Origin of the sequence: Acutalibacter sp. JLR.KK004, assembly GCF_036941085.1 — a bacterium.
Lineage (GTDB): Bacteria > Bacillota > Clostridia > Oscillospirales > Acutalibacteraceae > Acutalibacter.
The window spans coordinates 339,032-362,524 of the sequence record NZ_JAYMNQ010000002.1 but is presented as its reverse complement, the minus strand read 5'-3'; the positions used below and the strand labels follow the sequence as shown (position 1 = coordinate 362,524).

The window sequence follows — 23,493 nt, the reverse complement described above, 5'->3', positions numbered from 1 at the left end:
CGAAAGGTTTTTGAGGGGGGCGCGGGGGCAGGCAAGCACGCCGCAAAAGCGGGGAAGCGCAAAGGGGGGACACTGTGGGAGACAAAACCGAAAAGGCCACGCCGAAACGAAGGCGTGACGAACGGAAAAAAGGCAACGTGCTGCTGGTGCAGGACGTGATAGCAGTGGCAACCCTCATAGGCAGCGTCATGATGATCCGGGTGCTGTTCCCCACCTATGTGGAGAAGCTGCAAGGCATGTTCCGCTATACTTATTCCTATCTGGGCCTGATGGCGGAAGGCGTAGCCATAGAAGAATTCCTGGGAGAGATTGTGGTGCAGGGCGCCATCATTTTCGTGCAGACCGCCGGGCTGATGCTGGCAATCACCGTATTGATGGCGGTGTCAGCCACCTTTGCCCAAACCCGCCTGCTGGTCACCGGGGAGCTTTTAAAACCCAAGTTCAACCGCATAAGCCCGGCCCAGGGCATCAAGCGGATTTTCTCCCTGCGCAGCATCGTGGAGGCCCTGAAGGGCCTTTTGAAAATCAGCATCCTGCTGTACTTGATTTACACCAGCGTGGAAGAACTGGTGCGCGTTTCCGGCAATTTCCTCTACACTGCCCTGCCGGAAGCCTGCGGCTACTTGCTGGAAGCCATTTTCTTTATGCTTTTGAAGGTAATTTTGGCCTTCGCCGCTCTGGCAGGCTTTGATTTCCTCTACCAGTGGTGGGATCACGAGCGGAAAATGAAAATGTCCAAACAGGAAATAAAAGAAGAATATAAACAGACCGAAGGCGACCCCCAGGTAAAGGGGAAGATTAAGGAGATCCAGCGGAAGATGGCCCAGGCCCGTATGATGCAGCAGGTGCCCCAGGCCGATGTCATTATCCGCAACCCCACCCATTACGCCATTGCCCTGGCCTATAAGCCGGGGCAGGACGCTGCTCCCAAGGTGCTGGCTAAGGGCCAGGATGAGCTGGCCATGCGCATTGTGCAGAAAGCCGAGGAGTGCGAAATCCCCACCATCGAAAACGTCCCCCTGGCCCACGCGCTTTATGACACCGCGGAGCTTTACCAGGAGATCCCGCCGGCGCTGTACGGGCCGGTGGCGGAAGTGCTGGTGTATGTGTTTAAACTGGCAAACAAGCTGCCCGGATAAAAGGCCTTTTACCTTTGTGCATTTCTGCCAAATCTCTGGCAGCACAAAAGGTGACAAAATGGTTTCAGAAATGACAAAATGTTTACAAAACCACCGCTTTTTCCCAAAAACCAGCAGTTTTTTGCAGAAAAACAGCAGGTTTTTCACCGCCTCGCAAAGGCAGGTTTTATAGGGAACAGGCTTGCAGGCGCGTTTTTTATGCATTTTGACGGCATGGCAGATATTTCTTCCCGCAATGCCGCAGGATAGTCTTTATTTATCCGGGAGTTTATGATATAATAGACCGTACCCTTTAAGCAAGTCCAGAAAAAGGAAGGGAGGATGCCCATGAAGCGGATACTGGACAACGCGGTTTCCCTGTTTGTGGTGGTAGTGGTGCTGTTCCTGATTTTGCCCCTGCCCACCTTTATGCTGGATGTCCTTCTGGTCATCAACATAGCCCTTTCCGTGATAATCCTTCTTATCACCATGAATATATCGGAGGCCCTGGAATTTTCCATTTTCCCCTCCCTGCTGCTCATCACCACCCTGTTCCGCCTAGGCATGAACGTTTCCTCCACCCGGCTGATTCTGTCAAACGGGGGCAACGCGGGACAGGTTATTGCTGCGTTTGGGCAGCTTATCACCAGCGGCAACATTGTAATTGGCTTCATCATATTCTTTATTATTGTGCTGGTGCAGTTCATCGTTATCACCAAAGGCGCGGAGCGTGTGGCCGAGGTTGCCGCCCGCTTCACCCTGGACGCCATGCCTGGCAAGCAGATGGCTATTGACGCGGATTTGAACACCGGCGTAATCGACGAGCAGGAAGCCCGTATGCGCCGCTCGAAAATCCAGAAGGAATCCGACTTTTACGGCGCTATGGACGGCGCTACGAAAATCGTCAAGGGCGACGCGGTGATGTCCCTTATCATTACCCTGATAAACCTTATCGGCGGCATCCTGATCGGCGTGGTGCAGGGCGGCCAGGACATTGGGACAGTGGCCTCCATTTACTCCACCGCCACCATTGGCGACGGCCTGGTTTCCCAGCTTCCCGCCCTGATGATTTCTACCGCCACCGGCATGATTGTCACCCGCTCTGTTTCCGACGGCAGCCTGAACAGCGACGTGCTGGGACAGTTCAAGGCCCAGCCCCGGGCGCTGATGACGGCGGCAGCGGCGCTGGTGTTCCTGGCGGTTATCCCCAACACCCCCACTGTCCCCCTGGTGATAGTGGCCAGCGTTATCTTTGCCATGGGCTTCATGATTAGCCGCAGCGGCAGGGCCAAGCAGGTGCAGGAGCAGGAGGCCGAGGAGGCTGCTGCCCTGGAGCAGGTCCCGGAGGCCGCGCCTGCGGAGTCTGACTACTATAAGGATATCAGCAACGTGTACTCCCTGCTTTCTGTGGAGCCGATTGAGCTGGAGGTGGGCTACAGCCTTATCCCCCTGGTGGATGAAAGCAGCGGCGGCAAGCTGATTAACCGGGTGGTTATCTTCCGGCGGCAGTATGCCCAGGAGATGGGCTTTGTGGTGCCCACCGTGCGTATGCATGACAGCTCCATTATCGGCACCAACCAGTATGTGGTGCGCGTGAAGGGAGAGGAAGTGGCAAAGGGCGAAATCCTGGTGGACTACTACCTGGCTTTGGAGCCTGCCAAGCCCCTGGGAGAAATTGACGGCATTGAGACAGTGGAGCCGGCCTACGGCATCCCCTCCCGGTGGATTCTGCCGGAGAACAAGGAGATGGCGGAGATTTACGGCTATACGGTTATCGACCCCCTGTCCGTTATGCTGACCCACCTTTCCGAAACCATCAGGCGCCATGCCCACGAGCTGCTTACCCGTTCGGAGACGATCCAGCTTGTGGAGAACCTGAAGAATACATCCCCGGAGCTGGTGGAGGAGGCCTGCCCGGCAGTGGTTTCCTATGCCATGCTGGAAAAGGTGCTGCGGAACCTCCTGATGGAGGGCGTGCCCATCCGGGACATGGAAACCATCCTGGAAACCATGGTGGACGCCATGAACACCACCCGGGATCCGGATATTATTACGGAGAGCGTGCGCAGCGCTTTGAGCCGCACCATCACCCGGCGTTTCTGCGAGGACGGGCAGCTTAGGGCCATGACCCTGGACGCGGAGGTGGAGCGGAAGATTGTGGCTTCCCTGGTGAAAAACGACCACGGCATCTATTTGGCAATGGAGCCGGAGCTGATACAGACTGTTATCACCCAGCTTGCGGAGCACATCCCCAAGTTTGGCGATTTGAACCAGTCGCCCATCCTGCTTACCAGCCAGGTGATACGCATTTATCTCAGCCGGCTTTTGTCCCAGTATTTCAACAACCTCTACGTGCTTTCCTTCAGTGAAATTGTGGGCACAGTGCAGATCCAGTCTATCGGCAACGTGACCATGCAGCAGGGGGCAAACGTGCGAAGGGCGGTGGGCACATGACGGATTCCGCCCGGAAGCCTTATGAGGAAATGACCACCGAGGAGCTTTTCGCCCTGTACGGGGAAACCCGGGATCAGGATTTGAAATGGGAAATCGCCTTACGGTATACGGGGCTGATACGCAGCATAGCCCTGCAGATACGGGGCGTGTTCTGCAGCTTCACGCAACTGGACGACATCATCAACGAAGGCCTGATTGTGCTGGCCGACGCGGTGGATAAATTTGACCCGGAGAAGGGGCGCTTTGAAATGTATGTGGCAAAGCGCATCCGGGGGATGATTGTAGACCTGGCCCGGCAGCAGGACTGGGTGCCCCGCACAGTGCGGCAGCGCGCCCAGCGCATTGACAAGGCTGTAACGGAAATGTATAACCAGACGGGGAAAATGCCCAGCGACAGCGAAGTGGCGGAAAAGCTGGGCATTACCATAGAGGAATACCGGGAGGCCATGGCAAACGCCTCCTTGCACAACATCCTGTCTTTAGACGAGGTTTTCGAGGGCAATGACAGTTGGGAGGCCGCCGCGGATCCGGAAAGCGGGGGGCACCCCGAGCAGGCGCTGATGGGGGAAGAGCTGGTGAACACCCTGGCAAAAGCTGTCAGCACCCTGAAAACCAACGAACAGCTTGTTCTGTCCCTTTATTATGAGCGGAACCTGAAAATGAAGGATATTGCCACAGTGCTGGAAATCAGCGCGCCCCGGGTGTCCCAGATACACGCCAGGGCTGTGCAGAAGCTGAAGGTGCTGATGGAGGACTATATGCGCAGCGGGTAAGGCTGCGGCAGGGGCGGACTTACCCCCCAAACCAATTTCAGAAATCTTTTTCGGGAGGAAAAGGAAATGTTCAAAGGCTTTTACAACCTGGCGTCCGGGATGATTACCCATGGCAAAAACCTGGATGTCATTTCCAACAACATGGCAAACGTGGCCACTTCCGGCTTTAAGGAGGACTGCTTTACAGGGCAGACCTTTGACGAGGTGATGTGGAGCCGCGTAGGCAACAAGGAGAAAATCTATACGGATATCGGCGGCATCAGCTATGCCACTGTGCCCAGCCAGCTTTATACCGATTACACCCAGGGCGCCTTTGATGAAACAGGCATGCCTTTGGATTTCGGCATAGAGGGGGAGGGCTTTTTCGCCATTCAGACGGGGGACGGCATCGCGTACAGCCGGGCCGGCAACTTCACCCTGGATGACGAGGGGTATCTTACCCTGCCGGGCTTTGGGCGGGTGCTGGACATTAACCGGGAGGAAATCCTGCTGGTGACAGACAAGGTGCGTGCCGACGATTACGGCAGGATTTACACAGAAAACGGCGGCTTCTTAGGGCAGATCGGCGTTTACGAGTTTGCGGACAACGGGGAGCTGACCAAAAACGAGCGGGGCCTGTTTGTGGGCGGGGGGGAACCCCAACTTGGCACTGCCAGGGTGCTTCATGGCATGGTGGAACGCTCCAACGTGGGCATGGTGCAGCAGATGGTGAAAATGATGTCTACCCAGCGGGCCTACCAGAGCGCGGCGCAGCTCACCAAAATGTATGATCAGGTGATGACCCACGCCACCACAGATGTGGGCCGGCTGCAGTAAAACTGCCGGGCAATGAGCGCGGTTCTATAAACACAGGGAAAGAGGGCATAAAACAATGAACCAATCCTTCTATACAGCGGCGGTGGGGGCCTGGCAGCAGCAGGAGCGGCTGAATGTCCATGGCAACAACATTGCCAATGTGAACAACTATGGCTTCAAGGCCAAGAAGCCTTCCTTCGCGGCGCTGATGTATGATTTCATTGCCGGGGCGCAGGCCGACGAGCTGCCCCGGGGCACCGGCACCTATATGGTGGGCGCGGACACAGACTTTGGCAGCACAGGCTTTGCGGACACAGGGCTTGATTTGGATTACGCCATTGAGGGCCACGGCTTTTTCGCTTTGTGGGATCCTGCCAGCGGGGAGTACAGCTACACCCGGGACGGCTCCTTTACCAAGGCCGAATTTTATGTGGAGGGGGCGGTGGATCCGGACACCGGGGAACCCACCCAGGAAGCAAAATGGTATCTGTCAGACGGCGACGGGCGCTTTGTCATGGGGCGTGACGGCAGGCTGATTGAACTGACAGAGGAGAACGAAAAAAGCGAACTGCCCATTGGCATTTTCGACTTTGTGAACACCAACGGGATGCTGCATGTGGGGCGCAACCGTTTTGTGCCTGTAGAGAAAAACGGGCAGCTCCAGATGGGGCAGGGAAAGCTGGTGAAGGGCTATCTGGAGCGCTCCAACACAGATTTGGCCCATGAGATGGTGAAGGTTATCGAGTCCCAGCGCTCTTTCAGCTATGCGCTGAAAATGATCCAGACCTCGGACGAAATCGAAACCACAGTAAACGGCCTGCGCTAAAAAAGAGGAAAAAATCGAGGCTGGCATGGCGCCTGGCGGGCGGAAAAGCCAGACAGGAAAGGCTGGAATGCCTGAACAGAACGGGCAGGACGGCGTTCTCCTGCGGGGCTGGGAATGCGGGCCTCTGAGAGGAGGAACCATATGGAAATTAAGAATTATGACGACTTGGGCAGCATGGAAATGGATACCCTGCGGGAAGTGGGAAGCATTGGCACGGGCAACGCGGCCACAGCCCTTTCCGGGCTTTTGAACCGGCGGGTGCGCATTACCATGCCGGAGGTGCGCATTATGGAGTATAACGAGGCTATCGACTGGATAGGCGGCCCGGAGAATGTGACGGCCGGGGTGCTGGTGCGCATTGGCGGGGACATTGGAGGCATTATGCTTTCCGTGCTGCCCCTGGAGTTTGTAAACATGGTGCTGGAATGTATGCTTGACAACAAGGTGGAGGAGTTCGAGCATCTGGACGAACTGCAGCGCTCTGCCCTGGTAGAGGTGGGGAACATCATGATTTCCACCTTCATCAACGCCCTGTCCGGGCTGTCCGGCGTAACCATGGAACTGACCGTGCCCAGCCTCACCGTGGACATGCAAGGGGCCATTCTGGCAGTGCCCATGGCGGAATATGGCGGGCAGACGGATTACCTGATGACCATTGGCGGCAATTTTACCTGTGATGATTATGAGCTCCCCTGCAGGCTGCTGCTTTCCCCGGAGATTCGGGGCCTCAATTATCTTTTGCGTAAGTTGGGCGTGACAAATGGCTAACGGACAAAAGCTGGTGGTGAAGATAGCCGACATGAAGATGGCGCAGTATGGAGAGGAGCTTATAACATACGCGCTGGGATCCTGTATCGGCATCTGCCTGCAAGACAAGCGGACAAAGCTTTCCGCGCTTATCCATATTATGCTGCCTATCAATATGGAGGCGGGGCGGAAGAATACCATGAAATACGCGGACACAGGCATACGGGAAACCCTGAAGCAGATGGAAGCAAGGGGCGCCCGGCGGGCAAACATTGTGGCAAAGGTTGCCGGGGGCGCGAAAATGTTTGAAACAGCCCAGGGGAGCGCCCTGGGGAATATCGGCAAGCGCAACGCCGACAGCGTACATATGATTTTGCGGGCTGAGAAAATACCCCTGCTGGCAGAAGATTTGGGGGGCACTACAGCCCGGACCATCTCCTTTGACCCGGGTACGGGGAAGGTGACGGTGCGCAGCTATGGCAAGGCGGACTATGTGATTTGACTCAGGAGAAGAAAGGGAGCGAGTGTAATGGCGGCCATCATGAATGATGAAATCCTGCTGGAATCTGGTACCAACGAAATAGAGATTATGGAGTTCACCATTGACGGGGTGCTTTACGGCATCAACGTGGCGAAGGTGACGGAAATCATGATCTCTGCGCCGGTAAAATTCATGCCCCACACCCATATGGCGGTGGAGGGGATCTTCAAGCCCCGGGACGCGGTGATTACGGTGATAAACCTGCCTAAGTACCTGGGCGTGGAGGAATGCGAGCCAAAGGAAAAGGATCTGTTTATTGTAACGGGGTTCAATAAAATGACCCTGGCTTTCCGGGTGCATACGGTGGTGGGCATTAACCGCATTTCCTGGACGGAAATCCAGAAGCCGGATAAGACCATCAGCGGCGGCGACGACGGGGTGGCCACAGGCATTGCCCAGTGCGGCGGGGATTTGGTGACTATCCTGGACTTTGAGAAAATTGTGGCGGAGATTGCCCCGGAAACCTCCATCCAGATAAGCGAAATTGACGAGATGGGCCCCCGGGAGCGGAACCTTCAGCCCATTTACATAGCGGAGGATTCCATCCTCCTTTCCCGCATGATCCGGGACGCCCTGACAAAGGCGGGCTACACCCACCTGAGCATGTTCCCCAACGGCAGGGAGCTGTGGGAGCATTTGCTGGAAAGCAAGCGCCATGGCACCATTGACAACGATGTGTCCCTCATTGTGACAGATATTGAAATGCCCCAGATGGACGGACACAGGCTGACAAAGCTTGTGAAGGATGATCCAGAGTTAAAGCATATCCCGGTGATCATCTTCTCCTCCCTGATAAGCGAGGAAATGCGTATTAAGGGCGAAGAGCTGGGGGCAAACGAGCAGCTTACCAAGCCTGAAATTGGGCGGCTGGTTTCCGTTATGGACGGCCTTCTCCAGGAAAAGGCGGCGCAGGGCGAGACAGCCTGACACTGCCGGGGGAAGCAGGCCGGTTTTTTAGAGAAAACGCCTGATATGAGGAGGCTCTATGAGAGAAAAATATATTGTGCGGCAGCCTATTAAAAATGCGGGCAGCCAGGTGATAGGCTATGAGATACTGTATCATGGCGAGAACCAGGCATATGGCAATGAAGAGGCCACAAATGACTTTGCCGCGGCGGATACGGTATATAACTTTTTGCTGCAAAACGTGGAGCGCTCCCTAAAAGGCCCGGTCCACTTCATGACATTTACCACAAACCTTCTGATGCGCAAGGCCCCCCGGCTTTTTGGGAAGGAGAGCCTTGTCATCCAGATAGATGACAGCGTGATTATCCACCCCTTTGCCATGCGTTTTGTGCAGCAGTTCGCCAGGGATGGGTATAAGATTGCGGTGAACGAGTTCCGCTTTTCTCCCCGGTACATGGCGCTGATGGGGGAGATTGATTACATCAAGCTGAACTTTGAGACAACTGCCGACGCTTCATTGCGCAACATCATTGAGATGGCCCACAGCATGAATAAGCAGTGCATTGCCACCCAGGTGGAGACGGAGGAAATTTATAACAAAGCCGTTTCCATGGGCGTGGACGCTATGCAAGGCTCTTATGTGGCCCAGAAGCTTGCCACCAAGGCCCACACCAGCGGGTATCTCCAGAGCAACTTCTTCCGGCTGATGGTGGCTGTGGTGCAGGAAGAGCCGGATATGGAGGAGATAGAGCAGATTATCGCCACAGACGCCACGCTGACCTATGGCCTGCTGCGGGTGGCGAACACAGCCTATTTCTCCACCAGCCGGGTTACCACTATCCGGCAGGCCATTATGACGCTGGGCATTGGGCAGCTTAAACAGTGGATTTACCTTTTGAGCGCCAGCAACGCGGAAAACGAAATTGACCCGGATTCGGAGGAATTCCTGAAGCTTTCCTTTATGCGGGCCAGCTTCTGCAGCGAGCTGATGCGCTATGCAAAGAATATGCCTATCAGCCGCACAGACGCTTACCTGATGGGCATGTTCTCCACCCTGGATTACCTCATTGCCGCTCCTTTGGAGGAAATCCTTTCTACTGTGCCTGTGGCAGAGGAGATTAAGGACGCTCTGCTGCGCCACGAGGGCCGCTGCGGCGCGCTGTATGACCTGGCCATCAGCTATGAGCGGGCAGACTGGAAAAACATCAATGTGTACGCGGAAAAGCTGGGCATTGCCACAAACCTTCTCACCAGCACCTATTTTAGCTGCACAGAGGAAGTAAACATGATTTGGAAGCAGCTTACGGAGATGGAATCTTACGCCTCGGCAGAGGAGGCGTAAGAGCGCTTGCCGCGGTTATGTCTCTGGCGGTTGGGGCACCGCCCCAAACCCCGCCTAAGAACCCTTTTTAAGGAAAGGGGTTCTTAGGAATCTCCTAAAACCTTCAATCTTCCATTCTTGTATAGTGGGCGCAATTTAAAAGGGAGAAAAGCTCCTTTTGAGTTGTGTTTACTATATCTGTTGCCATTTATAAGAAAGGAACAGCATGTATGTGCATACATGCTGTTCCTTTCTTTATGGCTGTCAGGCCCGCCGCAGGCTGTTAAGCAAGGCAAAGCTTTCTTTAGCATCGGGCAGGAAGTTTGCGCACTGGCCTTCCACGCTTACCCGGCCCTCATAGCCCATGGCCCGCAGAGTGGAAAAGAGGGAGGCATAAGCCTCCTGATCCTGCTGCGGGTCTTGCCTGCTGGGATAGGCCCGGTTCTGGGGCCTTGCCATGTGGACGTGCCACAGCAGTTCCCCTGCCTCTGCAAGGGCGGAAAGGGGTTCGTTTCCAGCGGCCATGTGGTAGGTATCCCCCAGCACGCCTACATGGGGAAGCCGGAGCAGGGAGGCCAGGATAAGGGCTTCCGAGACGAAGTGAAGGATGTTGCACTCCTGCCGGCGCAAAGGCTCTATGGCAATGCGCAGGCCGTTTTCCCTGGCAAGGCCGTCTGCCAGGGTGAGGAAATCCCCTAGCTGCCGGAAGGCTTTTTCATGGGGAAAGTTTTCCGGCACCCGGCGGCTGGCCCCGGATCCAAAGACAATAACCTTTGCACCCAGCTTTCGGGCACGGCTGAAGGCCCGAGAGAGATATTCCCCGGCCCGGGATACATCTGCCTGGGGGCCTGTAAGGGGGATTTCCCCCGGCATCATCACGTTCATGGCTTCGCAGGCAAGGCCCGATTCCAGAAGGGTTTTCTCGGCCTGCTGGAAGCCCTCCTCAGACATGGCGGCAACGGCGCTGAGGCTGGTTTCGATGTAATCAAAGCCGGCTTGGGCCAGAGCTTTGGCGTTTTCAACTCCTGTGCATACACCCAGCTTTATCATAATGGGTTCCTCCTTTATGGTTTTTCCTGGCTTTGGAAAAAGGCGGGCAGGTCGAAAAGGGAGGGCAGGACAGGGGCGTGGCACTGGGCAAGCCGCCCGGCGCTCTGGTGGCCCTGGGCCACCAGCACACAGCGGCAGCCCATCTTTGCCGCCACCTCCCAGTCGTGGAGGGTGTCCCCCACGCACCACACCTGCCCAGGGGAAAGGCAGCGGGCCTGGAGGTATCTTTGGGCCACCCCGGCTTTCCCAGCGCCCAGCACGTCCCGGATGCCCAGGAGTGCGTCAAAATAACCCTCAATGCCCAGGGCTTTTACCTGTTCCTCCAGGGCCTCCTGATGGGAGGCAGAGGCCACAGCCTGTCCCACGCCCCAGGCTTTAAGCTGCTCCAGGGCTTCCTTTGCGCCGGGGCACAGGCCGCAGGCAGCGGCGGCCTGGTTATAGGGGCGGATATATTCCTCCGCCAGCAGGGGGAAAGGCTCCTTTGCGAAATCGAAGCCGGCGGCGCGGTAATAGTTTTCCACAGGGAAGGTGAAAATCTCCCGGTAGCGGGCCATGGTGAGAAGGGGCAGGCCCCGCCTGCTGAGCATGGCGTTCATGGTGTCTACGCAGGTTTGGGCATCGTCCAGCAGAGTGCCGTTCCAGTCCCAGATAACGTATGCAGGCTTCACAGGCTTTCCCCCTCTCCTTTTTCTTCGGTTATCATCCGGTAGATATCCCCTTTGCGCAGGCCAGTGGCTTTGGCGGCCTCCTTGGCGGCGGCGCTGGGGGAAAGGCCTTTTTCCATCTGCGCCCGGGCCAGGGCGGCAGCTTCCTCCAAGGAGGGTCCGCTTTCCTCCTGGAGGGCGGGGGAGGCCCCCTTGATAACCAGTACATACTCTCCCCGCGGCTCCTGCTCCCGGTAACGGGCGGCGGCTTCCCCTAAGGTGGTGCGCCACACCTCCTCGTGGATTTTCGTAAGCTCCCGCACCACAGCTATGGGCCTGTCCGGCCCAAAGGTTTTAGAGAAGTCGGAGAGGGTTTTGCGCAGCTTATGAGGGGCTTCATAGAAAACCATGGTGCGCTCCTCCTTTTCCACTGCCAGCAGGTGCTCCCGGCGGCTGCGCTTATTGACGCTTAGAAAGCCCTCAAAGGTGAAGCGCCCGGTGGGCAGGCCGCTGACAGCCAGGGCGGAAATCACCGCCGTTGGCCCGGGCACCACGTATACGGGCAGGCCCTCCCGGGCGCAGGAGGCCACCAGGGCTTCCCCGGGATCGGAGATGGCAGGCATGCCTGCGTCGGAAACCAGGGCGCAGGTTTCGCCCTCCTTTAGCCGGGACAGGATTTGCGCCCCCCTGTCCAGCTTGTTGTGCTCGAAATAGCTGATGAGGGGCTTGTGGATGTCGAAATGGGTGAGCAGCCCCCGGGTTACCCGGGTATCCTCCGCCGCGATGAAGTCCGCTGCCCCCAGCACCTCCCTGGCCCGGGGGGAGAAGTCTCCCAGGTTCCCAATGGGTGTGCCCACTATGTATAGCGCGCCTTTTTCCAGCATGTGCCGCCCTCCTAAGTTCATGGGACTCTGTCCCATACCCTGCAACCCCTTTTGAAAAAGGGGGTTGACCCTAAAACCATGCAGGGAATTTTTCTTGTATCACAATAACCAGTGCAAGTATGCTTGTCCTTCTTACATGATTTATGTTGTGCGGTAGTCCCCGTATATCCCCAAAAGCTCTGGGGAGGGGGCGCCGGCGGGATGTTCCAGCAGCAGGGCGGGCTGCATCTCCAGGCCGGGCTTCCCGCCCTTGCGGCACTCCAGCAGGAACAGGTAAGGGGCTTTGTCCAGGCGCTGCTGCACAAGGCGCAGGCGCTTTGGCTCCAGGCCCATCTGCCCAAAGGCCAGGATTGCCTGGGCCAGGCGCTGCACACGCAGGCAGACGCAGAGCCTGCCCCCATACCGCAGGGCAAATTTCGCGGAGCGTCCCAGCTCTTCCAAAGAGAGGGTGCTGCCCACCCGAGCCAAGGCCCGGGCCGGGCTGGGGCTTAAAAGGCCTGTGCCCGCTGCCTGGTAGGGCGGGTTGCAGGCCACCAAATCCAGGCTTTCGTGGGGCAGGAGGGACTTTATCTGCCGCACATCCCCTTGTAGAACCGTGATGACGCCGGAAAGCCCGCTGGCCTGGACCGAAGCCGCCGCAAGGGCCGCCGCCTCTTTTTGCAGCTCTATGGCCCGCACAGCCCCGGGCTTTCCCCGGGCGGCCCACAAAAGGGGGATGGCTCCGCAGCCTGTGCCAAAGTCTGCGCAGGACTCCCCGGGGTTTGGCTTGGAAAAATCTGCCAGCAGCAGGGTGTCTGTATTAAAGCTGTGCTCTTTTGTCACCTGCACCCGGCAGCCCGGGGCCAGGGTTTCCCAGCGCGGTTCCATGGCGCACCCCCTTCCTGTATACAAAAAGAGAGCCTGCAAAAGGGAAAGCCCCCTTCCCAGACTCCGCTTTTCTTGTTTGGCAATGCCAATCAGCCCTCGACAGGAGCGCCTACGGGGCAGGTGCCGGCGCAAGCGCCGCAGCTGATGCAGGTATCGCCGTCGATTACGTACTTGCCGTCGCCCTCAGAGATGGCGTCAACAGGGCAGTCGCTGGCGCAAGCGCCGCAAGCGATGCACTCGTCATTGATAACATAAGGCATAGGGAACACCTCCATATATTTTTACACCCACATTATATCACATTTTCTGAAAATTGCAATGCCCACAGCCCATTTCCCAGCAGGGAATTTCTGTTTTCCACGAAAAACCGCCGTTATTTTTCCCCGGAGGCCTGCCGGCGGAAGCGGCGGGGGGGATAGCCATGCTCCCGGCGGAAGGCTTCTGTGAAATAGCTGGGGCTGTTGAACCCGCAGGCATAGGCGATTTCCGTGACAGACTGCCCGGTGGTGCGCAGCAGGTGGGCGGCGGCCTCCAGGCGGTAGGCCATGAGGAACTCGCCGGGGGTTTTCCGGAAATATTTTTTGAAAATCTGGCAGCACTTGCTTTTGCACACGCCGCCGGCCTGGGCTATCTGCCCCAGGGTGAGCTTGCGGGGGTAGTTGCGGTAAATGTAGTCTGCCATCTGCTTCTGTACGGCTACGTCCGGGTCGGACCGGGGAGGCGGGCCGGCGTTGCTTTCCTGCTGGACAAGCTGGAAGAACAAGGCCCACATCTGGTTGAGCTGGCTTAAAACACGCAGCTCAAAGGCAGTGGCCTTTTCCCGGTGGAGCCGGGCGGCTTCGTCCAGGCAGGCGCAGAGGGGATGGCTTTCCTCCAGAAGCAGGTAGGGGATATGGGCGCTTATGACGGGATCGATATAATTGCTGCGCAGGGCAATGTTATTGCTGAGGATTTCCGGGCGGAACAGCACTGCCAGGTAGACGCAGTCCTCCCCGCTGGTGGCCTGGGCATGGTGAAGCTGCCGGGCGTTTATCAGCACAGCCTGGCCGGCGCCCAGGGGGATTTCCACGCCGTTGACATGGTAAGCCATTTTCCCTTCCCGCACGTGGATATACTCGACGTCCTCGTGCCAGTGGGCAAGCATTTCCCGGTTGGGGAACATGGAAAGGCGGGAATTGTCGTTGACGTAAAAAGGAACCTCGGGATCGTTATAGTACATGATTTCCGAATCGTCCTCCCGCCGGTGGATTTGAGCCACAGGACACCCCTCCTTTGTGGGAAAAATACGATTGTTATAAAAGCAGATGTTTTTCTTGTAGAAATCTCAGGACTGTTCGGGTATGATTATACCATAAACCATAAGGAAATGTCCAGGCTGGCAGATTCTTCTCCAACTGCTTATAAGTTATCCTTTTCATACTACATCCTCATAAAAGGGAAGCCCCCGCAAAACCTGCGGGGGCTTCCCTTTTTGCGGTTCATTAGGGGCATGTAGGGCTGGCCGCGTGCCGCCAGGCGCCTGCCCGCACCAGGGGGCGGTGCGCGGGGAGCGGAGCGAGGGATTCTTAAGGGCGGAAGTCCTTAAGCGGGTTCTTCGGGAAGCGCCCTAAGCGCTGCGCTTGCGGGCGCGGCGGTGCTTTCTGAAGGGATACATGGGGCTTTGGGAGTTTGCGATGACGTGGTCTATAAAATGGAGCAGGGCCAGCATCAGGACGATGGCGAAAAGGAGCATGGGCAGCAGGGCAATGAGCATGGGCAGGGTGAGGCTTACCAGAGAGAAGAACTGCCCCAGGAACAAAAGGGCCACCACGAACACGGCAAGCAGGCCACCGAATAGGAAGCCCCGCAGGGAATTGAAGGGGGTGCAGACCTTAAAGAGCATGATGAAGCCTGTGAGGGAGGTGAGGATAACCGCCAGGGTGGACATCTCCTGGGAGGCAAGGCCCAGGGGGCCGCTGAGGGCACACAGCAGGACAATGTTCGCGGTCATGGTGAGGGCGGCGGGGATGCACATTTTCAGGACGTTGAAGATGAACTTCCCCCGCAGGCGGTCCCGGTTCGGCTCCAGGGCCAGGATGAAGCTGGGCACGCCAATGGTGAGGGAGCTGATGAGGGTTTGCTGGATAGGCTCGAAGGGGTAAGTATAATTGATGAAAATAAACAGCACGCCGATGAGGGCGGAGAAGATAGTTTTTTGCAGGAACAGGGAGCTGGAGCGCTGGAGGTTGTTGATGGAGCGGCGGCCCTCCTGCACCACCAGGGGCATGGAGGCGAAGTTGGAGTCTAAAAGCACCAGGTTGGAGACGGTGCGGGCGGCGTCGCTGCCGGAGGCCATGGCAATGGAGCAGTCGGCTTCCTTTAAGGCCAGCACGTCGTTTACCCCGTCCCCGGTCATGGCAACGGTGTGGCCGTCCTCCTTTAAGGCCTTTACAAAGGCCAGCTTCTGCTGGGGGGTCACCCTGCCGAACACAGCGTATTCGCTTACAGCCCGGCGGATATCCTCGTCGCTGCGCAGGGTGGTGGCGTCGCAGTATCTGTCCGCGTTTTCCAGCCCCGCCCGTTTGGCTATCTGGGAGACGGTGACGGCATTATCCCCGGAGATAACCTTTAAGTCCACCCCCTGGTCGGCAAAGTACCGCAGGGTGCGGGGGGCTTCCCGGCGGATTTTGTCGCTTATCAGCACAAGGCCCATAGGCTCCAGGCCCTCTGGCAGGGACTTGTCCTCAAAGGGGCTGTCTGACCGGGCCAGAAGCAGCACCCGCTGGCCGTTTTTGGAATATTCCTCCGCCTGGGGGAACCGCTGCCGGAAGGCTTCCCCCAGGACGAATTCCCCTGCGCCCATGACATAAGCCCCTTTGCCGGGGAAGAAGGCCCCCGACCATTTCCGTGCGGAGGAGAAAGGCACGGTGCCGGAGGCATACCAGGCGCTTTGGCCGGGGAGGTAGTCCTTCAGGGCCAGGAAGGTGGGGTTGTCATCCTGAAGGCTGCCTGTGAGCGCGGCAAGGGCTTCTTTCATCTCCGCTTCTGTGCGGCCTTCAAAGGGGGAAAGCCCGTCTACCTGCATGGAGCCTTCGGTGATGGTGCCGGTTTTGTCCAGGCACAGGGTATCTACCCGGGCCAAAGTTTCGATGCAGTACATATCCTGCACCAGGGTTTTGTGCCGGGAAAGCTTGATGACGCTGACCGCAAAGGCCAGGCTGATGAGCAGCACCAGGCCTTCGGGAATCATGCCCACCATGGCGGCGCAGGTGCTGACCACAGAGCCTTGGAAGGTGTCCCCCAGGACAAAATACTGCTTCCAGAACAGCAGGCCTCCAATGGGCAGGATGGCAAAGCCGATGATTTTTACAATCAGGTCGATGGAATCCATAATTTCGGAATTCCGCTTTTTGATGTATTTGGCGTCCCCGGCGATTTTATTGGCATAGTTTTCCGCCCCCACATGCTCCACCTGGGCGGAGCACTGGCCGCTTACCACAAAGCTGCCGGAAAGCAGGGACTCCCCCGGCTGCTTTAAAATGGGATCGGACTCGCCGGTTATCAGGGACTCGTTTACCTCGCACTCCCCGGCTGCCACTACCGCGTCGGCGCAGATCTGGTTGCCAGCGGTGAGCAGGAGGATATCGTCTAAAACCACCTGCTCCACCGGGATGGTCTGGCGCTTGCCGTCCCGCAGGACAGCCGCCTTGGGGGAGGAGATGAGGGAGAGCTTGTCTATGGTGTGCTTGGCGCGGATACCCTGGAAGGATCCGATGACGATATTCGAGAGGATAACCCCCATGAAAAGGGCGCTGCGGGGGGAGCCTACCAGGATAACCGCTGCCGCCAGGGCGAAGTTCAGAAGGTTAAAAAAGGTGAACACGTTTTCCCAGATAATCTGGCCCTCGGTTTTGCTTTTCACGCCGGAATCCCCGTTGTGCAGGCCCCGCTGTATCTGCCCCGCAACCTGCTGGGAGGAAAGCCCCGCGGCCGGATCCGGGTGGAGCCGCTGCCCCCTTGTCTGGTCTGTCTGTGCCATGTATGCCGCTCCTTTCTGCGCCTGGAAACACCGTCCCGTTTATTGGCTGTGCGTATGTTTTTTACAGTTGCAAAGCTGCCGGCGGAAAAGGCAGCACTTATAGTATACACCAGGGAAATGGCTTTTCCAAGCGGGATTTTCCCAGATTCCGGAATTTATTTTTTGCCGAATTTAAAAGCGCCCCGGCGGAAAGAATTACCTATAATGGCTAAAAATTCATGCCCTAAGGGGGGCGGTTCGCCAAAAAGCGGGGCCATATGCGGGGAAAACACCTTTTTCACAAAGGAGTGATATTTGACAGAAAGAGAATGAACCGCTATAATGATAACAGCGGAAAGCGCTGTGAAACGGCGCTGCCACGCGGAAAACAGGCAACAAGGCCCTTTGTATATTTATAAACTGTGCAATGGCGAGCTGAAAGGAAGTAAGGATATGGTTGGGAAGAAAACGGCAGAATTTATGATTGTAAACCGCAGGACTGGCAAGGCCCTGCAGGCCGCTGGCGTGGAGAACGGGCAGGGAGTGTGCCAGACCGCCCCCACCGGAGAGGACGCTCAGTTGTGGGCCCAGGACGGCGGACGGCTTATTAACAGGCTTAGCGGCAAGGCCCTGGACGTGGTGCATGGCGGCGTGGAAAGCGGCGCGCGGGCGCACCTTTGGGAAAAGGTGGAGGACGCGTCCAGCCAGCAGTGGGAGCTGGTGAAGGTTACCGCTACTTACAAGAAGCTTTTGAACGTCCAGTCCGGCAAGGTGCTGGATATTGTGGACATGAGCGAGGAGGACGGCGCGTCTGCCCAGCTTTGGGATGACGTGGACGGCGTGGGCCAGCAGTGGAAGCTTGTCCCCGCCGGGGAGAGCGCCCCTGCGAAAACTGTCACCAAAACTGTGAAAAAGCCTGCCTCCCCTAAAAAAGAGGCGGTGAAGGACGCTGCCAAGAAGGTGGAGGAGGCTGTGAAAGAGACTGCCGCCACCGTGAAGGAGGCAGTGAAGGAAACGGTGGCAAAGCCTGCCGTGCGGAAGGCTTCCGAGGGGGCGGCCCCTGCAAAGGCCCCCAGGGCAAAGAAAGCCCCTGCCAGAGGGAAAAAATAAGAACCTGTTTATAGCCGGAGCCGCCGGATCAGGCGGCGGGCAAACGGGTTTTAAAAAGAGAGACGGAAAAAGGCCCCGGCAGGCTTCTGTCAGGGGCCTTTTCTTGTCCTGCGGAATGTCCCCGCCAATGAAGCCTATGTCACTGTAGTGGATTTCGATGGTCCGCATAGCTTTCTTCGACCACTTCGTGCTTCTCTTATGCACCACAATCTTCTGGATGAACAGCCGCGGCAGCTCTGGGGTCAACTCCGTGATGTCGGTGTATCGCTTGGCTTGTTTCGTCCACCAACTCCTGCTTGATCAGGGCTGCGAGGATATCTTCCGATACCCCAGCTTTTGTCCAGGCACGGAACCGGCTGTACACGCTCTTCCATGGCCCGAACCGCTCCGGCAAATCCCGCCATGGTAATTCTCTTCTGCCAAAAAAGCGTTCCAAGAATCACCCGTTGTCCAAACAAGAACGCAAAGATAACCGCAAGATTTCAAGAGAACGTATCTTTGTTGAACACGCTATCCGCTTTGTCAAAAGGTTTCGCATTCTCTCTGAACGCTACCGCAACCGCAGGCATCGTTTCGCGCTTCGCTTTTCTTTGATGGCTGGATCTGTAATTTTGACCGTTTTGCCTAATTTCGCAAGAAACATATTTAAAAGCCGGCTTCGGCCTAATGGGTCAAGACCGCTCGTTGGCTCGTCCATGATAAGCAGTTCCGCTTTATGGGAAAATGCCAGCGCTAAAGCGTATTTCATTCGCGTCCCTTTTGATAAGGTATTGATTTTCTGCTTAGAGTTCAATGAACCTTAACCGATTTGCCCCATCCCTCTACATCTTTTCTTCCTCTTCTGTCCAATATGTATGGTACTCCTGCACGCCAGGTGTGTCTCCCGGCCTGAAAAGGATTGCGCTTTCCCGGCGGATATGGTAAAATGTATCCGGCGTTGGCGCGGGCCAAAAGGTCCCGGCTTCAAGGGCGCCGACTATAGGAGGTACATATGAAACAACAAGGACGCAGGCAGTTTCAGCCCCGCAGGCTTGGCCCGGTGGCCGGGCTGCTGGTGCTGGCAGTGCTGTTTATCCTCTCCAGCCGCATGGGGCCTATGGGCCAGGACGCCCCGGAGGATATCACCTCCATCCCTCTGCCGGAGAGCGCGGCGGAAGGGACGCAGGGGCTTGAGGTCCATTTCCTGGATGTGGGCCAGGGGGACAGCCAGCTTATCCGCATACCGGGAGAGGGCGGATACTTCGATGTGCTTATTGATACAGGGGAGTATGGGTATGCCGACGGCCTGACAGACTATCTGCGGGATCTGGGGGTCGGGGAGATAGACGCCCTGGTGTGCAGCCATCCCCACACGGACCACATGGGCTGCATGGCCCGGATTGTAGAGCGGTTTGACATTGGCAGCCTGTACATGCCCCAACTGCCCGAGGATCAGACGCCCACCACCCGGGCCTATGAAAAGCTTCTGGACGCGGCGGCGGACAAGGATCTCACCGTTATCCGCCTGCACGAGGACGCTTTGATGGAGTCCCCTGCCGGGGCGCAGTTTCAGGTAATGGCCCCCCGGATGGATGCGGACTGGGAAGGGGCCAACAACTACTCCGCCGTCATACGGCTGGTGTATGGGGAGACATCCTTCCTGTTTACCGGGGACGCGGAATCGGAAAGCGAAAAGACAATCCTGGAGGACGGCTATGGGGTAAGCACAGATGTGCTCAAGTGCGGCCACCATGGCTCCTCCAGCTCCACCACCAGGGCGTTCCTGGATGCGGTGGATCCCCTGTATGCAGTGATAAGCTGCGGAGAGGGCAATTCCTACGGGCACCCCCACAGGGAAACCCTCCAGAGCCTGCAAAAACGGGACATCCCTGTATACCGCACGGACAAAGACGGCACCATACTGGCAAAATCGGACGGGAAGAACATAACCTTTGAAACCGGACTGCCCAGCGTGCCGGGGAAGGACGACTAATCTAAAGGAGAGATGGCCATGCTGACGGAAAAGAAACGGGATTTTATCGCATTCATGCTGTCTGCGGAGGTGCTGCGCTTTGGGAACTTTGTCACCAAAAGCGGGCGGAACACCCAGTATTTTGTGAACACTGGAAACTATAAGACCGGGGCGCAGCTTTCCCGCCTGGGAAGCTATTATGCCGGGCTGGTGGCGGACGCCACCGGCGGGGACTTCGACGCCATGTTCGGCCCGGCCTATAAGGGCATTCCCCTGGCTTCGGCCTGCGCCATTGCCCTGTACCGGGAGCACAACATTGACAAGCCCTATTTCTTCAACCGCAAAGAGGTGAAGGATCATGGGGAGGGCGGCGCTACTGTGGGCTACAAGCCCCAGGACGGGGACAGGATCCTTATTATTGAGGACGTTATCACCGCCGGGACTGCCCTGCGGGAGTCCATCCCCCTTCTGAAGGCCTGCGCCGACGTGGCCATCCCCCACATGTTCATCAGCGTAGACCGCTGCGAGGTGGGCCGCACCCCTGGCAAAACCGCTATTATGGAGGTGGAGGAGGAGTTCGGCATCAAAGTCCACCCCATTGTGACGGTGGCGGACATCCATGAATACCTGCAGGAGCAGGACACCTCCCCGGCCCTCCTCAAGGCCATGGAAGGCTATATGGAGCAATACTGCATCCTGCCCTGACCGCCGCCCCCATTCTAAGAATCCCCCTGCTGCAAGCACGCGCCTGCGGCGGGGGGATTTTTCAAAGGCGGCTTTGTCACCACAGCAACTGGCCCAGGCCGTCCAGATCCCACTGGCTCATAGAGGCCAGGGGCGCGTCTAAAAGGGACTTCTGCATATCCCACAAAAGGGAGCCTGCTTCCCCCGCGTCCCGGACAGCCTGATACTGGCTGGCGCCATATGCCTGATCCAACTGGCTGTACAGCGCGCTGTAGGCCCGCTGTATGTGGGTGATCCGCTGCTTCCCGGCGGCAAGGGCCTTCACAGCGGCCTGGGCCGCTTCCCGGGTGGAGATGTCCAGCGCATCCAGCCCCAAAGCCTGCAGGGGAGGATGGGGCAGGGGCTTGGCGCCTGGCGCCGCGTCGCCGCCGGGGCGGGCTTTGGCAGCGTCCCCGCGGCCTGCGGCCGTAACCCTGCCGCCGCGAATCATAATGGAGGCGGTCTGCTGCTTTCCCACGCCGCTGTCCCGGCCAATGCCCGCGCTGCCGGCGCTGCCTGTGGCGGTAAGGGCGCCGGGAGGGCCGCCGCCGCCTTTTGCACGGTCAATGCACAGGGAGGTGCCATCCCCCAGGGAGATGCCCGCGCAGCCTGGGCCGCTTTCAAAGATGTTATGGGTGCCGTCGGGCAGCAGGAGCGTCACCTGGTTGCCACGGCCCAGGCTGAAGGCCCGCCCGGAGGCCACCCGGCACTCCACCCCGTCCAGGGTAAGGGATACAGCGCCGATGCCGTCTGCCAGGGCCAGCCTGCCGCTGAAAGGCTGCTGGTTCAGGTCTGTGCCCGCCCCGCCGGATATGGCGTCCACCTGGCTGGTAAGCACCCGCAAAGTGCAGCTTTCCTCCTCATAGCGCCAGTCTGTGTCGGCGTCGCCCCCGGTGACAGTAAAGGGGTTGGGATACAGGGGGGCCTGCTGGTAAGCGCTTTCCCGCTGGCTCCACAACAGGTATACATACCGGGTGCGCAGCCGTCCGGCCTCGTCCCGCCCCTGCAGGAGCACGCTGTGGGCGGGATAGCCATGGGAAGGGTCTGGCTTTGGCAGCCAGAGGCGGGCCATTTCCTGCCTGCCGTCCTTTGTCCAGGAAAGGGGCGCCTGCCTGCCGTCTACCGTTAGGGAGGTCAAGGCGTTCCAGCCCGGCACCAAAGCCTTCCACAGCAGATCAAAGGGCTTCACAGCCTCTCCCTGGGGGGTGTAAACCGGCATGGGCCTTGCCCCCAGCAGGAAGGAGGCGCTGTCCAGCACAACGGGGACAGGCTGCCCCTCCGGGCTTTCTTCCTGCACCGCGGCGGCACATCCCAGCAGGCGCAGAGCGCTGCCTGCCCCGCCCTGCAAAGAGCGAATCCGCACCACTCCCTCCCCCTCCAGGGTAAGGGATGTGCCAGCGCCCAGCCGCACCTGGCCCAGGGCGCCGCCCCCCTGGCTTTGAAGCCGCGCCTGGGGTGTTTGGACGGTTAGCTGCGGAATGGACGCCCCCCGCAGAACCACCATCCCCGGGCCGGCAAGGCGCAGGGCAGGGGCCTGACCGCCAGTCCCCTGCAGGAGCAGGGGCATGTCCCCGGCTGCTGTAAGCACGCCTGTTTGGGGGTCAAAGGAAACGCCGGAAAGGGTGGCGCCCACAGCCCGAATCCCCGCCGCTTCCAGGGACTCCCCCTGAAAGGCAGGGGACTGGCTTTGGGCTTCCGGCTGGCCCGCCTCTCCTGGCAGGGGGAAGGGCTGTGTAAGCAGGCTGTCCCCTCCCGCGCCCAGGGGAAGATCTGCCTCTAGGCCCTCCAGGGAGGCCAGCAGGTTTAACAGCAGGGAAAGGCCGTCCCCGCTGCCGCCGCCAGGCAGCAGGAGGGCAGGGGGTATGCCGGGATCGGCGGCCCCGCCCTCTGCCGGCAGCAGCAGATCCGTTAAAAAGGACTGAAGGCCCGGGGCCGCGCCTGTGGTGAACTGCTCCTGGAAGTCGGCAAGGCTGGTGAATCTGCCTCCTGTCAGGCTTTCAACAGCCTGATCCGGCGAAGCGCCTTTTGCTATGGCCTCTAAAAGCTTTTGCAGGCCCTCTGCCGCCAGGGCTGGATCCAGGGCCTCTTGGGAGCCGCCCCCGGCAATGACAGAGCCTAAGTAAAGGGAAGCCAGACAGCCTGCGGCAGAGCTGTCCTCCAAAGAAAGCCTGCTCAGGGCCTCCAGGACTTCCCGGCCAGTGGCAGCGGCATCCAGGCCCAGGGCCGCCAGAAGCGTTTCCTTGTCCGGCGGGGCGGAAGCCATGCCCCCCAGCAGCCAGCCGGGCAGGCTTGCCGCGTTTTCCCCTTCCCCCGGGAGAGGCGCGTCCGCCTGGAAGAACCCCGCGTCTACAGCGCTGCGGATCACCCGGTCTACCTGCTTGGAAAGCTCCTCCAATTGGGCCTGCAGGGCGTCGGAGTCCTCCGCTGTTCCCCCGGCGGCCTTCTGGGCCAGGCTTTCCATGCGGCTCAAGGCGTCCCGGACCTCCGCCAGGGCGGCTTCCCCGCCCAGCAGGCCCCGCTTTGCCTGCTGCACCTGGCCTGCCGACTGGCTGATACGGGCCGCCAACTGCCGCAGGGTGTCGGAAACCGCCACGCCCGGCTTTGTGCCCGCCTGCCGCACAGAGGCAGAGCCTGCCTGCTTTTCCGTTTTTGCCGTCCCTTCATAGCGGGGCGGCGCAAAGCCCCTGTTCCTGCGCACTCTCAATTCTCCCATCCGCTGCTCCTCCTTCCAGCAATGCCTATAAGAACCTGTATTCATAATCGAAAATCGCCAGATGAGCGAGAGT

The 23,493-nt window shown here is 58.4% G+C and carries 21 protein-coding genes and 3 pseudogenes; 13 read left to right on the top strand and 11 right to left on the bottom strand.

From position 1 onward, the window contains the following. Positions 1-74 precede the first annotated feature (74 nt). The 9 genes from flhB (at position 75) to VSQ30_RS16185 (ending at position 9,502) form a co-directional block, all read left to right on the top strand. Entirely contained in the window at positions 75-1,139 is a 1,065-nt protein-coding gene (gene flhB / locus VSQ30_RS16225) for a flagellar biosynthesis protein FlhB (protein ID WP_334465467.1), read from the top strand. A gap of 327 nt (positions 1,140-1,466) precedes the next feature. After that, positions 1,467-3,572 carry a flagellar biosynthesis protein FlhA gene (gene flhA, locus VSQ30_RS16220; protein ID WP_334465464.1) on the top strand — a complete coding sequence of 702 codons (2,106 nt, stop codon included), beginning with the start codon at positions 1,467-1,469 and terminating at the stop codon, positions 3,570-3,572. Then, positions 3,569-4,345 (top strand): sigma-70 family RNA polymerase sigma factor, encoded by a 777-nt coding sequence (locus VSQ30_RS16215; RefSeq protein WP_160642425.1) that lies wholly within the window; start codon positions 3,569-3,571, stop codon positions 4,343-4,345. The genes flhA and VSQ30_RS16215 overlap by 4 nt, the downstream gene beginning before the upstream one ends. Before the next feature lie 66 nt (positions 4,346-4,411). Then, entirely contained in the window at positions 4,412-5,161 is a 750-nt protein-coding gene (locus VSQ30_RS16210) for a flagellar hook-basal body protein (protein ID WP_160642426.1), read from the top strand. A 55-nt stretch (positions 5,162-5,216) separates the two neighbouring features. After that, positions 5,217-5,966: a flagellar hook-basal body protein gene (locus VSQ30_RS16205; RefSeq protein WP_334465458.1), complete on the top strand. Its 750-nt coding sequence runs from the start codon at positions 5,217-5,219 to the stop codon at positions 5,964-5,966. Positions 5,967-6,107: 141 nt separating this feature from the next. Next, on the top strand, positions 6,108-6,734 hold the full coding sequence (locus VSQ30_RS16200) for a chemotaxis protein CheC (protein ID WP_334465456.1): 627 nt from the start codon (positions 6,108-6,110) through the stop codon (positions 6,732-6,734). After that, the gene (locus tag VSQ30_RS16195; protein WP_160642428.1) at positions 6,727-7,215 is read left to right on the top strand and encodes a chemotaxis protein CheD; all 489 of its coding nucleotides are present in this window, start codon (positions 6,727-6,729) and stop codon (positions 7,213-7,215) included. Before VSQ30_RS16200 ends, VSQ30_RS16195 begins: the two co-directional genes overlap by 8 nt. Positions 7,216-7,242: 27 nt before the next feature. Beyond that, positions 7,243-8,181, top strand: coding sequence for a chemotaxis protein (locus VSQ30_RS16190; RefSeq protein WP_237076222.1), 939 nt, complete (start codon positions 7,243-7,245; stop codon positions 8,179-8,181). A gap of 58 nt (positions 8,182-8,239) precedes the next feature. After that, positions 8,240-9,502: an EAL and HDOD domain-containing protein gene (locus VSQ30_RS16185; protein ID WP_334465449.1), complete on the top strand. Its 1,263-nt coding sequence runs from the start codon at positions 8,240-8,242 to the stop codon at positions 9,500-9,502. A gap of 243 nt (positions 9,503-9,745) precedes the next feature. Here the strand turns inward: VSQ30_RS16185 and VSQ30_RS16180 are convergent, their stop codons facing one another. From VSQ30_RS16180 to VSQ30_RS16150, 7 genes are all read right to left on the bottom strand, one after another. Then, complete coding sequence (locus tag VSQ30_RS16180; protein WP_334465446.1) at positions 9,746-10,531, bottom strand: sugar phosphate isomerase/epimerase family protein; 786 nt, start codon at positions 10,529-10,531, stop codon at positions 9,746-9,748. 14 nt (positions 10,532-10,545) lie between these two features. Next, positions 10,546-11,199, bottom strand: coding sequence for an HAD family hydrolase (locus tag VSQ30_RS16175; RefSeq protein WP_334465443.1), 654 nt, complete (start codon positions 11,197-11,199; stop codon positions 10,546-10,548). Continuing rightward, a complete protein-coding gene (gene rsmI / locus VSQ30_RS16170) occupies positions 11,196-12,059 on the bottom strand; it encodes a 16S rRNA (cytidine(1402)-2'-O)-methyltransferase (RefSeq protein ID WP_334465438.1) in 864 nt (287 codons plus the stop codon). The genes VSQ30_RS16175 and rsmI overlap by 4 nt, the downstream gene beginning before the upstream one ends. Positions 12,060-12,200: 141 nt before the next feature. Beyond that, entirely contained in the window at positions 12,201-12,926 is a 726-nt protein-coding gene (locus tag VSQ30_RS16165) for a tRNA1(Val) (adenine(37)-N6)-methyltransferase (RefSeq protein ID WP_160642433.1), read from the bottom strand. Positions 12,927-13,015: 89 nt separating this feature from the next. Beyond that, positions 13,016-13,186, bottom strand: coding sequence for a 4Fe-4S ferredoxin (fdxA, locus tag VSQ30_RS16160; RefSeq protein WP_160577953.1), 171 nt, complete (start codon positions 13,184-13,186; stop codon positions 13,016-13,018). 113 nt (positions 13,187-13,299) lie between these two features. Further along, a complete protein-coding gene (locus tag VSQ30_RS16155; protein ID WP_334465434.1) occupies positions 13,300-14,184 on the bottom strand; it encodes a helix-turn-helix transcriptional regulator in 885 nt (294 codons plus the stop codon). A gap of 348 nt (positions 14,185-14,532) precedes the next feature. Then, positions 14,533-16,944, bottom strand: coding sequence for a cation-translocating P-type ATPase (locus tag VSQ30_RS16150; protein WP_334465431.1), 2,412 nt, complete (start codon positions 16,942-16,944; stop codon positions 14,533-14,535). Positions 16,945-17,376: 432 nt separating this feature from the next. Here VSQ30_RS16150 and VSQ30_RS16145 point away from each other — a divergent pair, with 432 nt between their 5' ends. Next, on the top strand, positions 17,377-18,033 hold the full coding sequence (locus VSQ30_RS16145; RefSeq protein WP_160642436.1) for an RICIN domain-containing protein: 657 nt from the start codon (positions 17,377-17,379) through the stop codon (positions 18,031-18,033). A gap of 141 nt (positions 18,034-18,174) precedes the next feature. On the opposite strand, the pseudogene VSQ30_RS16140 reads toward VSQ30_RS16145, so the two are convergent. Both VSQ30_RS16140 and VSQ30_RS16135 read right to left on the bottom strand, forming a co-directional pair. Continuing rightward, a pseudogene (locus tag VSQ30_RS16140) lies at positions 18,175-18,306 on the bottom strand (DUF4368 domain-containing protein); the annotation flags it as partial. 25 nt (positions 18,307-18,331) lie between these two features. After that, a pseudogene (locus VSQ30_RS16135) lies at positions 18,332-18,451 on the bottom strand (transposase); the annotation flags it as partial. A gap of 28 nt (positions 18,452-18,479) precedes the next feature. Between VSQ30_RS16135 and VSQ30_RS20685 the strand changes: the two are divergent. Further along, positions 18,480-18,566: pseudogene (locus VSQ30_RS20685) on the top strand (hypothetical protein); the annotation flags it as partial. A 17-nt stretch (positions 18,567-18,583) separates the two neighbouring features. On the opposite strand, the gene VSQ30_RS16130 reads toward VSQ30_RS20685, so the two are convergent. After that, entirely contained in the window at positions 18,584-18,826 is a 243-nt protein-coding gene (locus VSQ30_RS16130) for an ATP-binding cassette domain-containing protein (protein WP_502876312.1), read from the bottom strand. A gap of 198 nt (positions 18,827-19,024) precedes the next feature. On the opposite strand from VSQ30_RS16130, the gene VSQ30_RS16125 reads away from it, so the two are divergent. Continuing rightward, the gene (locus VSQ30_RS16125; RefSeq protein ID WP_334465424.1) at positions 19,025-20,005 is read left to right on the top strand and encodes a ComEC/Rec2 family competence protein; all 981 of its coding nucleotides are present in this window, start codon (positions 19,025-19,027) and stop codon (positions 20,003-20,005) included. Positions 20,006-20,023: 18 nt separating this feature from the next. Continuing rightward, the gene (gene pyrE / locus VSQ30_RS16120; protein WP_334465421.1) at positions 20,024-20,689 is read left to right on the top strand and encodes an orotate phosphoribosyltransferase; all 666 of its coding nucleotides are present in this window, start codon (positions 20,024-20,026) and stop codon (positions 20,687-20,689) included. A gap of 76 nt (positions 20,690-20,765) precedes the next feature. On the opposite strand, the gene VSQ30_RS16115 is transcribed toward pyrE, so the two are convergent. Beyond that, positions 20,766-23,420, bottom strand: a complete 2,655-nt coding sequence (locus VSQ30_RS16115) for a hypothetical protein (protein WP_334465419.1) — start codon at positions 23,418-23,420, stop codon at positions 20,766-20,768. Positions 23,421-23,493 lie beyond the last annotated feature (73 nt).

Bases quoted from the DNA above. Each gene is read 5' to 3' on its own strand.
- flhA (WP_334465464.1), top strand. From the start codon at position 1,467: ATGAAGCGGATACTGGACAACGCGGTTTCCCTGTTTGTGGTGGTAGTG.
- VSQ30_RS16215 (WP_160642425.1), top strand. From the start codon at position 3,569: ATGACGGATTCCGCCCGGAAGCCTTATGAGGAAATGACCACCGAGGAG.
- VSQ30_RS16210 (WP_160642426.1), top strand. From the start codon at position 4,412: ATGTTCAAAGGCTTTTACAACCTGGCGTCCGGGATGATTACCCATGGC.
- VSQ30_RS16205 (WP_334465458.1), top strand. From the start codon at position 5,217: ATGAACCAATCCTTCTATACAGCGGCGGTGGGGGCCTGGCAGCAGCAG.
- VSQ30_RS16200 (WP_334465456.1), top strand. From the start codon at position 6,108: ATGGAAATTAAGAATTATGACGACTTGGGCAGCATGGAAATGGATACC.
- VSQ30_RS16195 (WP_160642428.1), top strand. From the start codon at position 6,727: ATGGCTAACGGACAAAAGCTGGTGGTGAAGATAGCCGACATGAAGATG.
- VSQ30_RS16190 (WP_237076222.1), top strand. From the start codon at position 7,243: ATGGCGGCCATCATGAATGATGAAATCCTGCTGGAATCTGGTACCAAC.
- VSQ30_RS16185 (WP_334465449.1), top strand. From the start codon at position 8,240: ATGAGAGAAAAATATATTGTGCGGCAGCCTATTAAAAATGCGGGCAGC.
- VSQ30_RS16180 (WP_334465446.1), bottom strand. From the start codon at position 10,531: ATGATAAAGCTGGGTGTATGCACAGGAGTTGAAAACGCCAAAGCTCTG.
- rsmI (WP_334465438.1), bottom strand. From the start codon at position 12,059: ATGCTGGAAAAAGGCGCGCTATACATAGTGGGCACACCCATTGGGAAC.
- VSQ30_RS16165 (WP_160642433.1), bottom strand. From the start codon at position 12,926: ATGGAACCGCGCTGGGAAACCCTGGCCCCGGGCTGCCGGGTGCAGGTG.
- fdxA (WP_160577953.1), bottom strand. From the start codon at position 13,186: ATGCCTTATGTTATCAATGACGAGTGCATCGCTTGCGGCGCTTGCGCC.
- VSQ30_RS16150 (WP_334465431.1), bottom strand. From the start codon at position 16,944: ATGGCACAGACAGACCAGACAAGGGGGCAGCGGCTCCACCCGGATCCG.
- VSQ30_RS16145 (WP_160642436.1), top strand. From the start codon at position 17,377: ATGGTTGGGAAGAAAACGGCAGAATTTATGATTGTAAACCGCAGGACT.
- VSQ30_RS16125 (WP_334465424.1), top strand. From the start codon at position 19,025: ATGAAACAACAAGGACGCAGGCAGTTTCAGCCCCGCAGGCTTGGCCCG.
- pyrE (WP_334465421.1), top strand. From the start codon at position 20,024: ATGCTGACGGAAAAGAAACGGGATTTTATCGCATTCATGCTGTCTGCG.
- VSQ30_RS16115 (WP_334465419.1), bottom strand. From the start codon at position 23,420: ATGGGAGAATTGAGAGTGCGCAGGAACAGGGGCTTTGCGCCGCCCCGC.